The organism is Paenibacillus contaminans (assembly GCF_003285015.1).
Classification (GTDB): Bacteria; Bacillota; Bacilli; order Paenibacillales; family NBRC-103111; genus Paenibacillus_V; species Paenibacillus_V contaminans.
Window position 1 is genome coordinate 83538 of record NZ_QMFB01000010.1, and the last position, 14730, is coordinate 98267.

Consider the following 14730-nt stretch of genomic DNA (forward strand, 5'->3'; position numbering starts at 1 on the left):
TATGATACACTGGTAGATATTGCTGGGAGACTGTCATTTAAAGAAAGGCCCGTGCGTTTGTCTGCGGGCCTTACCTTTGACCCGGAGGGAGGACAACACTATGGAACCGTTCGTTGTAATGACGGAAGCGGGGGAACCCGAGCTTCTTCAAATAAAAAATTGGTCCGCCCGTTATCCCGAGCTGACCTCCGGCTTCACGACCCGGATCGGCGGCGTCAGCGAAAAGCCGTTCGGCACGTTAAACTGCGGGCTGCATGTCGCCGATTCGGACGAAAGCGTCGTAGCCAACCGGACGCGGGTAGCCGAGGCTATCGGCATGCCGTTATCCGGATGGGTTTACGGCGAGCAAGTTCATGGCAGCGATGTGGCTTTCGTAACGGGTGCGGACAAGGGGAAGGGGACTGCGGCCCGCATCGATGCGCTTCAGGCCAAGGATGCGTTCATCACGAACGAGACGGGCATATGCCTCGCGGCCATGTTCGCCGATTGCGTCCCGTTATATTTTTACGATCCGGAGCAACGGGTCGTAGCTTTGGCGCATGCCGGCTGGAAAGGTACCGTCTTGCAAATCGCCGGGCAAACCGTCCGGGCGATGGAAGAACGATTCGGAAGCTCGCCGGAGCGGATCGCGGCGGCGATCGGTCCCTCGATCGGCATATGCTGCTACGAAGTGGACGATACGGTGATGAATCAAGTAAGGCCGCTTCTGCAAGAGCTTGGCGAGTCGCAACCGGCGGAGGGAAACGTCGTTTACGAGCCGTCGCCGAACGGCAAATGGATGCTTAACTTGCAAGAAATCAATCGACAAATTATGATAAAAGCAGGAATATTGCCGTCACGTATCGAATTAACTCGTTTGTGCACCAGTTGCCGGGTCGACAAGTTTTTTTCGCACCGGAAGGAACAGGGCGCAACGGGGCGCATGATCGCATGGATCGGCTTGCGTAACTAGCGTGACCGGCTTGAACGAGGTGGATGGTATGGGGTTGAAGGAACGAATCGCCGAAGTGGACAAGCGTGTGGAAGAAGCATGCCGTAAAGCTGGCCGCAGCACGAACGATATACATATAATTGCCGTAACGAAATACGTTTCGGTAGAGGCGACGGCGGAAGTCGTCAAGCACGGCATCCGGGAAATCGGCGAGAACAGGCTCCAGGATGCGGCGCCGAAGCGCGAAGCGATCGGAGACGAAGCGAGCTGGCATTTTATCGGACATTTGCAAACGAATAAAGTGAAGGATGTTATCGGAAAATTTGAATACATCCATTCCTTGGACCGCCCGTCATTGGCTGCGGAAATCGATAAGAAAGCAGCCGCGCTGGGCATCGAGGCCAAATGTTTCATTCAAGTAAATGTGTCGGGAGAAGAGAGCAAATACGGACTGGCGCCGGAATCCTTGTTTTCATTCGCTGAAAGCTTGAAAAGTTACGGCAATATACGCGTCGTAGGTTTGATGACGATGGCGCCGCTCGAAGCGGAGCCGGAAGCTACGCGGCCTGTATTCAGAGGCTTGCGGGAGCTAAGGGACGAGCTGAACAGCCGCTCGATTTTGCCTTATGAAGTGTCCCATCTTTCCATGGGCATGTCGAATGATTTCGAAGTCGCTATCGAAGAAGGGGCGACTTGGATTCGGCTTGGAACCGTCCTGGTCGGCAAATAATAAGTTTTAGGAACAAAGCAGGCGACCGGCCACAAAGCTGCTTTTCTTGGAGTCTCGGCGCGCATTCGCTTGGAGCCGAAGACATTTCACGGTCAATTAAAACGAAACGTTTTAGGAGGAGCCGCAAATGGGAGTTATGAACAGAGTCATGAACTTTTTGGGCTTGCAGGAGGAAGAGGAAGTCGTCCAGCGCGAACGCGTTGTCGAAGAGCCGGAAGAAACTGAAACCAATCCGTTCGAACAGCGTAAGCATAAAGGGAACGTCGTCAGCATTCATTCGCAAAAAAATACGCGCGTTACGCTCAGCGAGCCCCGGGCTTATGAAGATGCGCAGGAGCTTGCCGATCAGCTGAGATCGCGCCGTTCGGTCGTCGTCAATCTGCATCGCGTTTCTCCCGAAATTGGGATGAGGATCGTCGATTTTCTGGGCGGAACCGTCTATGCATTAAACGGGCAGATGGCCAAAATCGGGCCGAACATCTTTCTATGTACGCCGGATACGGTTGAAATTCATGGCGTTATTTCGGAATTGCTTGACGACGAGGCGGAAACCAACAAAATGAGGTGACGATCTTTGCAACAGGTTTACGGTTTGATAGACACATTGACTTACATTTACTACTGCATGATTATCGGCTACGTGCTGCTTTCGTGGCTGCCGAACGTAAGGGAAAGCTTCGTCGGCCAACTACTGGGCAAGCTGGTGGAGCCGTATTTGACGCCTTTCCGCAAAATCATCCCGCCGATCGGCGGCATGCTCGACATATCGCCGATTATCGCGTTGTTCGCGCTGCAATTCGTCGTGCTTGGCATTAAAGAAGTTATCCGTTATATTGCGGGCATGTTTTAACGGCGATGAACAAGCATATTTACGAGCATTTTCATCCCAGTGAGCAGCATTTTGTGGACAAGGCTTCGGAATGGGTGGAGAAGGCGGCCGTGCAGCACGCGATGAAAAGGACCGACTTTCTGGATCCGAGACAGTGTCAAATCGTAACGATGCTTGCGAACCGCTCCGGGGACGTCGTATTCCGTCTTGATGGCGGGTACGCCGCCGCCGAGCGCAAACGGGCGATCATCGCACCTGAATACCGGAACGTGGAAGACGAGGATCCCGGAATCCTCGTCCTTTCTGTTGCCTCGGAAGACAGCAAGCTGAAGTCGCTGGATCACGGCGATTATATGGGAGCGATTCTTTCGCTTGGCATCAAACGCGAGAAAATCGGCGATATCGTCGTCTTGGAGGGCGGCGGCTGCCACTGTCTGGTCGCTGAAGAAATCGGCGATTACCTCAGGCTGCAATTGCAGCAAGTGCACCGTGTCCACGTCCGTACCGAGCTGCTGCCTATCGATCGATTCGAGGGAGCGAGCGTTACGTTCGAAGAAATGAACTTATCGGTCGCATCCATGCGGCTCGACGGCATAGCCAGCGATGCGTTCCGCCTAAGCCGGGCCAAAATATTGCTGCCTATCAAAGCGGGGCGATGCCGCGTTAATTGGAAAGTGGAGGAAGATCCGAGCAAGCCGCTGAAGGAAGGCGACGTCGTTTCGCTTCAAGGCTTCGGAAGGTTTCGGGTAACGGAAGTGGAGGGCGTAACGAAGAAAGGACGAATTCGCGTTAAAATCGGCAGGTACCGATAAAATAAACGGGCATTTCGCAGCTCCGATCCGTTTTTCGGCGCGAGCAAGCGAAAATGTTCGATATTTGTGCAGGAAAATGCAGGAGTATCGCGGCTGTTGTCGAATAAATACGAACAGGGCACGATATTTTTTTGGAGGTGCAGAATGCCGTTAACGCCACTGGATATTCATAATAAAGAGTTCAAACGCGGGTTTCGCGGTTACGATGAAGATGAAGTAAACGAATTTCTAGATCTTATCATTAAAGATTACGAAGCGCTTATTCGGGAAAATAAAGAGCAGCAAAATCAGATGGCGACTCTTCAGGAACGGCTTGATCGTTTTGCCAACATCGAGGAAACGCTCAGCAAAACGATTATCGTCGCTCAAGAGGCGGCTGATGAGGTCAAATCGAACTCGAAGAAGGAAGCGCAGCTGATCATTCGCGAAGCGGAGAAAAACGCCGACCGGATCGTTAACGAAGCGCTCGTTAAATCCGGGAAAATTTCACTTGAAATCGAGGAACTGAAGAAGCAGGCGGCCATATACCGCACCCGCTTCCGTACGCTCCTGGAGGCTCAGCTTGAGCTTCTGAAATCCGATGATTGGGATGTTATTCAGGGATCGTCGGCGCAAGCATACTCGGAGCGTTAGAAAATCCGGGCTTGAACGTGTTTTAGAAAGCCGGCTGCGCGGAAAGAATAAAGCTATGTCCATAGCCGGATTCCTATTTATAATTTATACATAAATTAGCCGCTGTACGTTGCAAGCGTGCGATGCGGCCGACGTTGACGCTGCAGTCTTTTTTACGATATACTGCGTGTAACGTTACAGCCTAGTAAGCATATAGCAGGAAAGCGATGAATGGGCCGAGTAAGGCAAGGAGCGGCGTCAGCGAATTAGGGATTGGTGCGAGCCTAATGTCCGCAATTGCTTGAAAATCTCCCATGAGTATCTCTTGAAAAAAGTTGACCGTGCCTTCGGGCGGGAGAAGTAAAGAGAATCGGGTGATTCCGTTAACGATCGTCGAGTGGGACTGCGCTTGGATTCAGACGTTATCGGCGTCTGTTTATGACCGCATCTTATGAGGGTGGTACCGCGAGATATGCTTCTCGTCCCTTTGGGGATGGGAAGCTTTTTATTTTTGGGGAATACGCTGCGATGACGTAACCCTTTGTGGGGACTGCAAGGCGCCCCTGTAAAGAACTATTACAAGTTGAACGAAAGAACGATGGGGAGACAAAATGGAATGGAGAAAGGGAATTGTCTTGCAGCGAGTTTTGGCTTTGCGTTTCACCCTTCCGAAGGCCCATTCAATGTGGGAAACGCAAAACAAGATGTTTGAAGCGGCAAGGCAATCCCTTTCGGAGTGCAATGGACTCCTTTTTGGTTCAACTTAAATTGGAATAATCGTCGCAGCATCAACTTCACTTTGTGGGGTATCAAGAAGGAGAGTGGATCAAATGGATTATGGGAAAACGCTGAATTTGCCGCAGACGGATTTTCCGATGCGGGGCAACCTGCCGCAGGCCGAGCCGAAGGTGCAGGCATGGTGGGATGAAATTGACATTTATGAACAAGTGCAGGCCAAAGCAAAAGGAAAACCGAAATTCATTCTTCATGACGGGCCTCCGTACGCGAACGGCGACATCCATATCGGACATGCGTTGAATAAAATTTTGAAGGATATGATCGTCCGCTATAAATCGATGCGCGGCTTCGATGCGCCTTACGTCCCGGGATGGGATACGCACGGTTTGCCGATCGAGCAGGCGATTGCCAACGGCGGGAAAGTCGACCGCAAAAAAATGAGCGTGCCCGAATTCCGCGAATATTGCAAAGAATACGCGCTCACTTGGGTCGAGAAGCAGAAGAAGCAATTCAAGCGGCTCGCTGTCCGCGGCGATTGGAAGCGTCCTTATGTGACGCTGAATCCGGAGTATGAGGCACAGCAAATTCGCGTTTTCGGCAAGATGGTCGAGAAGGGATATATCTATAAAGGCTTAAAGCCGGTCTACTGGTCGCCTTCTTCCGAAAGCGCGCTTGCCGAAGCGGAAATCGAATATAAAGAAAAAACGTCGCCGTCCATCTACGTCGCGTTCCCCGTCAAGGACGGCAAAGGAAAGCTTCCTCAGGATGCCGCCGTCGTCATCTGGACGACAACTCCTTGGACGCTGCCGGCCAATCTCGGCATTAGCGTACATCCGGAATTCGATTATGCGGTTGTCGAAGCGGACGGGCGTAAGTTTGTGCTGGCACAAGGCTTGCTCGAAGCGGCCGCCAAAGAAATCGGCTGGTCTTCCTATCACGTAACCTCTACCGTAAAAGGCGCGGAGCTGGAGTTCATTACGTGTAAGCATCCGTTCTACGATCGCGAATCGCTCGTTATGACAGGCGAGCATGTAACGCTGGAAGCCGGTACGGGCTGCGTGCACACGGCTCCCGGACACGGGGAGGACGACTTTGCAATCGGCCAGCGATACAATATCGGCGTACTTTGCCCTGTCGACGACCAAGGCAAGATGACGGCGGAAGCGCCGGGCTTCGAAGGGATCTTTTATGAAAAAGCGAACGCTCCGATCCTGGAATCGCTTGAGAACTCCGGACTTTTGTTGAAGCAAGGAACGGTCAATCACCAATACGCGCATGACTGGCGTACGAAGAAGCCTGTCATCTATCGGGCGACGGAGCAGTGGTTCGCTTCGATCGACAAGTTTAGAGCCGAAATGCTGGAGCAAATCAAAAACGTAAAATGGACGCCGCACTGGGGCGAAATCCGCCTCCATAACATGATCGCGGACCGCGGGGACTGGTGTATTTCCCGCCAACGTGCGTGGGGCGTGCCGATACCGATTTTTTACTGCCGCGCTTGCAACGAGCCGGTCGTCAATGAGCGGACAATCGAGCATGTTGCTTCCATCTTTGAAAAGGAAGGCTCGAACGCCTGGTTCATCAAGGATGAGCGGGAGCTGCTGCCGCAAAACACGGCTTGTCCCAAATGCGGTCATGATCATTTCCGTAAAGAAACGGATATTATGGATGTCTGGTTCGATTCCGGCTCAAGCCATGCAGGCGTACTCGAAACGCGCGAAGATCTGCAATGGCCGGCCGACCTGTACCTGGAAGGCTCCGACCAATACCGCGGCTGGTACAACTCGTCGCTTATTACAGGAACGGCCGTATACGGACAATCGCCGTATAAAGGGATTTTGAGCCACGGCTTTACGCTTGACGGCGAAGGACGCAAAATGTCCAAATCGCTTGGCAACACGATCGATCCGAACCAAGTCTGCGATAAGCTCGGCGCCGACATTTTACGCTTGTGGGTGTCATCCGTCGATTACCAGGAGGATCAACGGATTTCCGACGGCATTTTGGCCCAAACGTCCGAAATCTACCGGAAAATCCGTAATACGCTGCGCTACTTCCTGGGTAACCTGGCGGGCTTCGATCCGGCTGCCGACCGCGTGCATCCATCCCGAATGAACGAATTGGACCGTTACGCGTTGATCGGGCTGAACCGTTTGAATGAAAAAGTAGTGAAAGCTTACGATGAATACGAGTTTCACGTCGTTTATCAATCGATTCATCATTTCTGTTCGGTTGAATTGAGCGCATTTTACTTGGAAATCATCAAGGACCGCATCTACGCCAGCACGCCAGGCGATATTGGCCGTAAGGCGGCACAAACCGTATTGTACGAGGCGCTTACGGTTATAACTAAGCTGATCGCACCGATTTTGCCGCATACGGCGGACGAAGTTTGGAAGCATATTCCCGGCGTAACCGAGGCAAGCGTGCAGCTTGCGGATATGCCGGATGCGGACACGTCAATATACGACGAGTTGCTTGAGCGCAAATGGAATCAGTTCCTTGAAGTGAAAAATGAAGTGAACAAAGCGCTTGAAGATGCGAGAAACCGCAAAGTTATCGGCAATGCGCTGGGAGCTAAACTCGATTTGTACCCGAATGAAGAAACGGCCGGGCTTCTTGCCCGCTTCGAGGCGCTGGATCAATTGTTTATCGTTTCGGCGGTACAAGCGCATCCTGCAGGAACGGCCGCTCCGGAGGAAGCGATGCAGCTGAAAGGCTTGTCGGTTGCCGTATCGGTGGCTGAAGGGGAAAAATGCGAGCGCTGCTGGATCGTTACGCCTGAGGTCGGCTCGAGCGACGTTCACCCTACCTTGTGCAAACGCTGCTCGGATGCGGTATCGTCGCTGCCGGAAGCGTAAAGCCGAAGCAAACCCATGGTATGCTCCGGCGAGTCTAGATTAAAAATGGCCGGGCATGATCGGACCTGATGTAGGGCGGATCGAACGGTCTGTCCGATAATCGGTCCTCCTGAAACTGACTGCTATTTATTGGAGCCTGCAGCAAACCGCAGAAAGCCGAAAGACCGGCTTTCTTTATTACGGGTCAAGGCGGGCTTACTTCTTTGTGAGGGGTTCACCCAACCCCGGAAGGGGAGCGTATGAGCACGAAGAACGATAAGATGGAGAAGGTTGATAAAGGGACGACCATGACGATAAAGAAAGACGGACAGGACGAAAACGGGAATGAGAAAAAGCTGCTTGACGACATGCATAGGCGTATAACCGAGATGGCCAATCAAATGGAACGCGTGCAGATTGCCGATTATGTGCAGCTTTTGAACAGCCCCCGCAAAATTATTTTTACGAACATCGTTGCCGGCATCTCGCGGGGCGTCGGGATCGCGATCGGCTTTACATTTTTCGCGTCAACGATTTTGTATATTTTACAGGCGCTTGGAGCGCTCAATTTGCCGATTGTCGGCGATTATATTGCCGAAGTGGTGAAATATGTAAAGGCGCAGCTCGAAGGCAGAGCTTACTAGGTAAACGAAGCGGAAAACGAACAATTCGATAAACCGACATCAAGCTCGATTAACCTCTAATCGAATCCGATTTCGCGAGCCGGCAATTCGGTTTTTGAAACCGCCGAAGATATGATTCGTAAAATCTCGCAGAGTGACTTCGCTTCGCTAATTTGTATCGAGACGCTCCGCAAAGTACCCGGAATAAGCTTCAGAGCATATCGCCGCACTGCGGGGAACCTTTTAAGGAGGGCTGTAATTGTTTTATTTCGTTATCGCGTTGATCGTATTTCTGCTTGACCAAGGAAGCAAATGGCTGATCGTGAACAAAATGAGCTTGTACGAATCGCGTCCGGTGATCGGCGAATTTTTCCAGATTACCTCGCACCGCAACACGGGAGCGGCATTCAGTATTTTGGAAGGGCAGCGCTGGTTCTTTCTCTGCATTACCGTGGTTGTCGTTACCGGAATCATCTGGTATTTGCTGAAGATGATCAAAGACAAACGCAAGCTGCTGTCATGGGCGCTTAGTCTTCTGTTAGGCGGAGCGGTCGGCAATTTTCTCGATCGTGCCCTTACGGGGGAAGTCGTCGACTTCCTGCAGTTCCGTTTTCAATTTTCCCTATTCGGCAAGGCGATCGATTACACGTTTGCCATTTTTAATTTGGCGGATTCGGCGATCGTAATCGGCGTCTCGCTCATTTTCTTAGACGCTATCCGCAGCTGGCTGCAAGAAAGAAGAGGCAACGCTAATGAATCGCACGGATCTTGAGCTTGAAACGGCCGAATTGGTCGAGCTTTTCGTAGAACAAAACCAAAGCGGGGAACGAATCGATAAATACGTGGCGGAGTCGGTTGACGACAGCTTTTCGCGATCGCAAGTACAGCTATGGATCAAAGGCGGTTATGTGACGGTCGGCGGCAGCCCGGTAAAGCCGAATTACAAAGTACAGAACGGCGATGAAGTCGTCGTCCGCATACCGGAGCCGGCAGATGCGGCAATCGAACCGGAAGCGATTCCGCTTGAAGTTGTTTATGAAGATAGCGACGTCATTGTCGTCAACAAACCCCGCGGACTTGTCGTCCATCCGGCGCCTGGCCACTATTCCGGAACGCTGGTCAACGCGCTTTTGCATCACTGCAAGGACTTGTCGGGAATTAACGGAGAACTTCGCCCGGGTATCGTTCACAGGATCGATAAAGATACGTCGGGCCTGATTATGGCGGCCAAAAACGATTTGGCCCATAACGGACTTGCGGCCCAGCTTAAGGAGCATACGGTTACGCGCAAATATTTGGCTTTGGCACACGGCAAAGTATCGCATGACCACGGTACGATTGATGCGCCGATCGGACGGGATTCCCAAGACCGCAAGCTTTTTACGGTGACCGACAAAAACAGCAAGCATGCCGTTACGCATTTTCTCGTTACGGAGCGGTTTGACAAATATACGCTTCTCGAGCTTAAGCTGGAGACGGGACGTACGCATCAGATTCGCGTTCATATGAAATTTATCGGTCATCCGCTTGTCGGCGATACGTTTTACAGCAAGAGCAAAGGGTCGCTCGGCATGGAAGGCCAGGCGCTTCACGCCGCAACGCTCGGCTTCGTTCATCCGCGTTCGGGCGAATACCTGGAGTTTGAGGCGCCGCTTCCGGACGATATGCAGCTCATGCTGACGAGGCTGCGCAAGGTATAACTTATATGTGATTCGCGCACCGGGAAACTTCGCCGTTTCATAGGGAAGATGCGTTGTTTGGCTGTAAAGTACATGTTTTTGGGCGAAAAGGTCATTCCGTCGAAAGCCGAAATTATGCCATCATTATAAGCAAAGGAGCCTTCCTGGGAAGGCTGTAAATGAGGCAGAAAGAGGTCGAGCTATGGCAAAGATCAACCAAAACTACATGCAGCTGCAAGGCAGCTATTTGTTCTCCGAAGTTGCCCGCCGCCGCAATAAATTCATCAGCGAAAATCCGAACGCAAGCATCATCAGCTTGGGAATCGGGGATGTGACTCGGCCGCTGCCGGAAGCCGTACTGTCGGGCATGCATGCGGCTGTCGACGAATTGGCCGATTCCGTGTCGTTCAAAGGCTACGGCCCCGAGCAAGGCTATGAATTTCTGATTGCGCAAATTATCGGGAACGACTACAATACACGCGGCATCAGCCTGGAAACGGACGAAGTGTTCGTCAGCGACGGCTCCAAATGCGACGTGGCGAATATACAGGAAATTTTCAGCTTGGACACGGTCATCGCGGTGACCGACCCGGTATATCCCGTTTATGTCGACAGCAATGTGATGGCCGGACGTTCCGGCGCTTACGACAAAACGGCTAACCGATACGAAAATATCGTTTACCTTCCGTGCAATGCGGAGAACAATTTCATACCGAGTCTGCCCGATAAAAAAGTCGATCTCATCTATTTGTGCTACCCGAACAATCCGACAGGGATGACGCTTTCGAAGGAAGAGTTGAAGAAATGGGTCGATTTCGCGAAAGCGAACAAATGCATCATCTTGTACGATTCGGCATATGAGGCTTACATTCAAGAAGACGATGTGCCGCGCAGTATATATGAAATCGAAGGCGCGAAGGATGTTGCGATCGAATTCCGCAGTTATTCCAAAACGGCAGGTTTTACCGGCGTTCGCTGCGCATATACGGTCGTGCCGAAGGGCGTCAAAGCATACGATGAAGACGGTAATTCGGTAACGGTGCGCGACCTGTGGAACCGCCGTCAGACGACGAAGTTCAACGGCTGCTCGTACATCACGCAAAAAGGCGCCGCAGCGATATATACCGAAGCCGGCAAGGAACAGATCCGCAGCCTCGTCGATTATTACATGACGAATGCGAAAATCATTCGCGAAGGCGTCAAGAGCCTCGGATTTGAAGTATACGGCGGGGTAAACGCTCCGTACATTTGGCTGAAAACGCCGAACGGACTCGGGTCGTGGCAATTTTTCGACAAGCTGCTGAGCGAAGCGAATATTGTCGGTACGCCGGGCGTCGGCTTCGGTCAAAGCGGCGAGGGTTACTTGCGGCTCACCGCATTCGGCAGCCGCGAAAACACCGAAACAGCCGTTGAACGGCTGACGAAAATTTCATTGTAAGAAGGAGCCGGGCGCGGTTTAAAGCCGCTGCGTACAGTCTGGCAGCGCGCTTCGGGCAGAACGGGCGCCGGCATGATCCTTCGCAGCATGTATGGGAATGCGGCCGTCATAATCCAAAAAGAAGTAAAAGCCGGGTCTGCTTATGCAGGCGCCGGCTTTTCTCGAATTTGAAGCGGATTGCGCGTGAAAATAATTCATGAAAATGCATATTGACTTCTTTTGTCGAAAGTGGGATAATTCCTTTAATCACATAGCACCTTTAAGATTCAGTCCCGTGAGGCTGGCAAGGTGAACGACTTAGAAGACGGTTTCGTGAAGATCGGCTAACGCAGTTCTGCGTTTGTTCGATTTCCGCTGAAGCCGACTCTTCTCGCGACGTAACCTTTGCCTGACGGCAAAGGTTTTTTTGCATGTCGGCAAGCGTATCTTGGAAGCCGCATGGCAAGCGCGAGCTGCAAAGACGCCGGCAGTCGTTTAGTCAAGGTCGAGCGAATCGCCTCACAGGTGCACCACATTTCCCGATTCCCGCTTGCGGCAAAGGCCGCCTACATCGTCCGGGGGTCGATAGGAGAGATAGCGATGTCTCACGAAGAGCATGCCATCATGGACGAAACGGCGATGCGGCGTGCGTTGACGCGGATTGCCCATGAAATTTTGGAAAAAAATAAGGGCGTCGAAAACTGCATGCTTGTCGGCATTCGCACGCGAGGCATTTACCTCGCCCAGCGGATCGCCGATCGGATTCAAGAAATCGAGGGCATTCCGGTGCCTGTCGCCGAAATCGACGTCACGGCTTATCGTGACGACCGGGGCGGCAAGCGCGAAGGCGCGAGAACCTCTACCGGCGTCATGCTGCCTGTTCAAGACAAGAAATTGATCTTGTTCGACGACGTGCTGTATACCGGAAGAACCGTCCGGGCGGCGATGGATGCGCTCATGGATCAAGGCAGGCCTCAATCGATCCAGCTGGCCGTGCTTGTCGACAGGGGGCATCGCGAGCTTCCGATCCGACCGGACTTCGTAGGGAAAAACGTGCCTACCTCCAAATTGGAAGCGATCGAGGTTCAAATCTCCGAAGTCGACGGAATCGATAATGTCATCATCTTACAACAAAGGAGGCCGCAGTCATGACAGCAATGAATACGACTACGCATAAACATTTGCTCGGCTTGAAGGGCATGGACGGGAAGGAAATCTCCGATATTCTGGACCGCGCTGCGTATTGGGAGCAGCATCCGACGAAGGTAACGAACGTCCTCGGCGGAAAGTTCGTGGCCAATATGTTTTTCGAGAACAGCACGAGAACGCGGTTCTCCTTCGAGGTAGCGGAGAAAAGGCTGGGCGTGCAGGTGCTTAATTTCGCGGCAGCCGCATCCAGCGTGCAAAAGGGCGAGTCGATCTACGATACGGTGCGGACGCTCGAATCGATGGGCATCGATGCCGGCGTTATCCGCCTGAAGCCGAACGGCGTGCTGCAAGAGCTTGCGGAGCGGATTCAAGTTCCGCTTATCAATGCGGGGGACGGCAATAACGAACATCCGACGCAAGCGCTGCTCGACCTGTATACGATGCGCAAGCATTTCGGCGAGCTGAAGGGACTTCATGTGGCGATTATCGGCGACATCCAGCACAGCAGAGTTGCGCGCTCCAATTTATGGGCGCTGCAGGCGGTCGGCGCCAAAGTAAGCTTTTGCGCACCCGACATGATGAAGGCGCCGGAGCTCGAAGCGCACGCGCCATATGTTACAATGGATGAAGCGCTGAAGGCCGACGTCGTCATGATGCTGAGGGTGCAGCTGGAAAGGCACGACAACGCGCTGTTCACTTCCGCCGACGAATATCGGGCGCAATACGGCTTAACCGTGGAGCGTCTGGGGCAGATGCCTCCGCATGCGATCATCATGCACCCGGCACCGGTTAACCGGAATGTCGAGATCGACGACGAACTGGTCGAGCACGACAGATCGAAAATTTTCACCCAAATGAGCAACGGCGTACCGATTCGAATGGCAGTCATCGAGCGTGCGCTTTCGTAATAGCTGATATACGAGCCGGGAATGAAGCATTAGGCCGGCAAAAACGGAAAGGCGGAGACGGGATGGGAATTTGGATCATCAATGCGAAGACAGTCATCGCAGGCAACGAAACGAAGGATAATCACCTGCTGATCGAAGACGGAAAAATAACGAAAATGATCGAGGGTTCATCGGCTCCCGATACGTCGGGGCACGAAGTCGTCGATGTGCAAGGGAAGCTCGTTTCTGCAGGACTTATCGATATGCACGTGCATCTTCGCGAACCGGGATTCGAGCATAAAGAAACGATTGCGACAGGCACGCGCTCGGCCGCTTGCGGCGGATTTACGACAATCGCCTGCATGCCGAATACGCGTCCGGTCATCGACACGGTCGACACGGTTAACTACGTCCTGGACAAGGCCCAGACGGAAGGCATCGTCAGGGTGCTGCCATACGGCTGTATTACCAAAAATCAGCTCGGCCGCGAGTTGACCGATTTCGACGCCTTGAAGCAAGCGGGCATCGTCGGCTTTACCGATGACGGCGTCGGCGTGCAAAGTGCGCAGATGATGAAAGACGCGATGGCGAAGGCCGCCTCGATCGGCATGCCGGTTATCGCGCACTGCGAAGACAATACGCTGGTTGAAGGCAGAGCGGTCAGCGAAGGCGCGTTCAGCCGCAAGCACGGTCTGAAAGGGATTCCGAACGAGTCCGAAGCGATTCATGTCGGGCGCGACATTTTGCTTGCGGAAGCAACGGGAGTTCATTACCATGTATGCCATGTAAGCACGGAGCAGTCGGTTAGGCTCATCCGCGACGGCAAACGATACGGGGTGAAAGTAACCGCCGAGGTTTGTCCGCATCATCTGCTGCTGTCGGACGAGGATATTCCGGACAGCATGGACGCAAATTGGAAAATGAACCCGCCGCTGCGCACGCCGCGCGACGTGGAAGCGGTGCTGGAGGGGCTGGAGGACGGCACGATCGATATTATCGTCACTGACCATGCGCCGCACAGCCAGGAAGAGAAAAATAAAGGCATGCAGCTTGCGCCTTTCGGCATCGTCGGTTTCGAAACCGCGTTCCCGCTGCTGTACACGAAATTCGTAAAAAGCGGACGCTGGACGCTGGAGTTTCTGCTCGCCAAAATGACGGTCGTGCCGGCTCAAGTATTCGGCTTGCCGTATGGCAAGCTTGAAGTCGGCGCGATCGCGGACTTGACGATTATCGATCTCGACGGCGAGCAAGCGGTCGACCCGGACAAATTCGCTTCGAAGGGCCGCAACACGCCTTTCACCGGCTGGAAGCTGCAAGGCTGGCCGACGATGACGATGGTAAACGGACGCATCGTGTGGTCGGTTTAAGCGAGCGAAAGAAAGGTTTATCTTGTATGATTTAAAAATGTCACTGCAGACGGAGTGGAGGATTGAAGGTTGACCGAGGGCGAGTTTTGGCTTTGCGTTTTATCCATAAAGTCTAA

Annotated in this window: 14 protein-coding genes and 1 other annotated feature; all 14 genes read left to right on the forward strand. The window is 52.9% G+C overall.

The window, feature by feature from the left end; all coding sequences use genetic code 11:
* Positions 1-100 precede the first annotated feature (100 nt).
* The 14 genes from pgeF to DQG23_RS17985 all read left to right on the forward strand — a co-directional run bounded on the left by pgeF (position 101) and on the right by DQG23_RS17985 (position 14614).
* Positions 101-952, forward strand: coding sequence for a peptidoglycan editing factor PgeF (pgeF, locus tag DQG23_RS17915; RefSeq protein WP_113032246.1), 852 nt, complete (start codon positions 101-103; stop codon positions 950-952).
* A gap of 28 nt (positions 953-980) precedes the next feature.
* Positions 981-1661 (forward strand): YggS family pyridoxal phosphate-dependent enzyme, encoded by a 681-nt coding sequence (locus DQG23_RS17920; RefSeq protein ID WP_113032247.1) that lies wholly within the window; start codon positions 981-983, stop codon positions 1659-1661.
* Positions 1662-1788: 127 nt separating this feature from the next.
* On the forward strand, positions 1789-2229 hold the full coding sequence (locus DQG23_RS17925; RefSeq protein WP_113032248.1) for a cell division protein SepF: 441 nt from the start codon (positions 1789-1791) through the stop codon (positions 2227-2229).
* Between the two features lie 6 nt (positions 2230-2235).
* Complete coding sequence (locus DQG23_RS17930) at positions 2236-2511, forward strand: YggT family protein (RefSeq protein ID WP_272949053.1); 276 nt, start codon at positions 2236-2238, stop codon at positions 2509-2511.
* Between the two features lie 5 nt (positions 2512-2516).
* A complete protein-coding gene (locus DQG23_RS17935) occupies positions 2517-3302 on the forward strand; it encodes a YlmH family RNA-binding protein (RefSeq protein WP_113032249.1) in 786 nt (261 codons plus the stop codon).
* 144 nt (positions 3303-3446) lie between these two features.
* Complete coding sequence (locus tag DQG23_RS17940; RefSeq protein WP_113032250.1) at positions 3447-3935, forward strand: DivIVA domain-containing protein; 489 nt, start codon at positions 3447-3449, stop codon at positions 3933-3935.
* Positions 3936-4132: 197 nt separating this feature from the next.
* Positions 4133-4404 (forward strand) — a binding site (T-box leader).
* A gap of 340 nt (positions 4405-4744) precedes the next feature.
* Entirely contained in the window at positions 4745-7513 is a 2769-nt protein-coding gene (gene ileS, locus DQG23_RS17945; protein ID WP_113032251.1) for an isoleucine--tRNA ligase, read from the forward strand.
* 239 nt (positions 7514-7752) lie between these two features.
* Positions 7753-8136, forward strand: coding sequence for a DUF5665 domain-containing protein (locus DQG23_RS17950; protein ID WP_420330239.1), 384 nt, complete (start codon positions 7753-7755; stop codon positions 8134-8136).
* A gap of 238 nt (positions 8137-8374) precedes the next feature.
* Positions 8375-8887 carry a signal peptidase II gene (gene lspA, locus DQG23_RS17955; protein WP_113032252.1) on the forward strand — a complete coding sequence of 171 codons (513 nt, stop codon included), beginning with the start codon at positions 8375-8377 and terminating at the stop codon, positions 8885-8887.
* The gene (locus DQG23_RS17960) at positions 8868-9815 is read left to right on the forward strand and encodes an RluA family pseudouridine synthase (RefSeq protein WP_113032253.1); all 948 of its coding nucleotides are present in this window, start codon (positions 8868-8870) and stop codon (positions 9813-9815) included. The genes lspA and DQG23_RS17960 overlap by 20 nt, the downstream gene beginning before the upstream one ends.
* Positions 9816-9996: 181 nt before the next feature.
* Positions 9997-11232, forward strand: a complete 1236-nt coding sequence (locus DQG23_RS17965; RefSeq protein WP_113032254.1) for an LL-diaminopimelate aminotransferase — start codon at positions 9997-9999, stop codon at positions 11230-11232.
* Between the two features lie 579 nt (positions 11233-11811).
* A complete protein-coding gene (pyrR, locus tag DQG23_RS17975; RefSeq protein ID WP_113032256.1) occupies positions 11812-12363 on the forward strand; it encodes a bifunctional pyr operon transcriptional regulator/uracil phosphoribosyltransferase PyrR in 552 nt (183 codons plus the stop codon).
* Complete coding sequence (locus DQG23_RS17980) at positions 12360-13268, forward strand: aspartate carbamoyltransferase catalytic subunit (RefSeq protein ID WP_113032257.1); 909 nt, start codon at positions 12360-12362, stop codon at positions 13266-13268. Before pyrR ends, DQG23_RS17980 begins: the two co-directional genes overlap by 4 nt.
* A gap of 62 nt (positions 13269-13330) precedes the next feature.
* A complete protein-coding gene (locus tag DQG23_RS17985) occupies positions 13331-14614 on the forward strand; it encodes a dihydroorotase (RefSeq protein ID WP_113032258.1) in 1284 nt (427 codons plus the stop codon).
* The last annotated feature ends 116 nt before the right edge of the window (positions 14615-14730 follow it).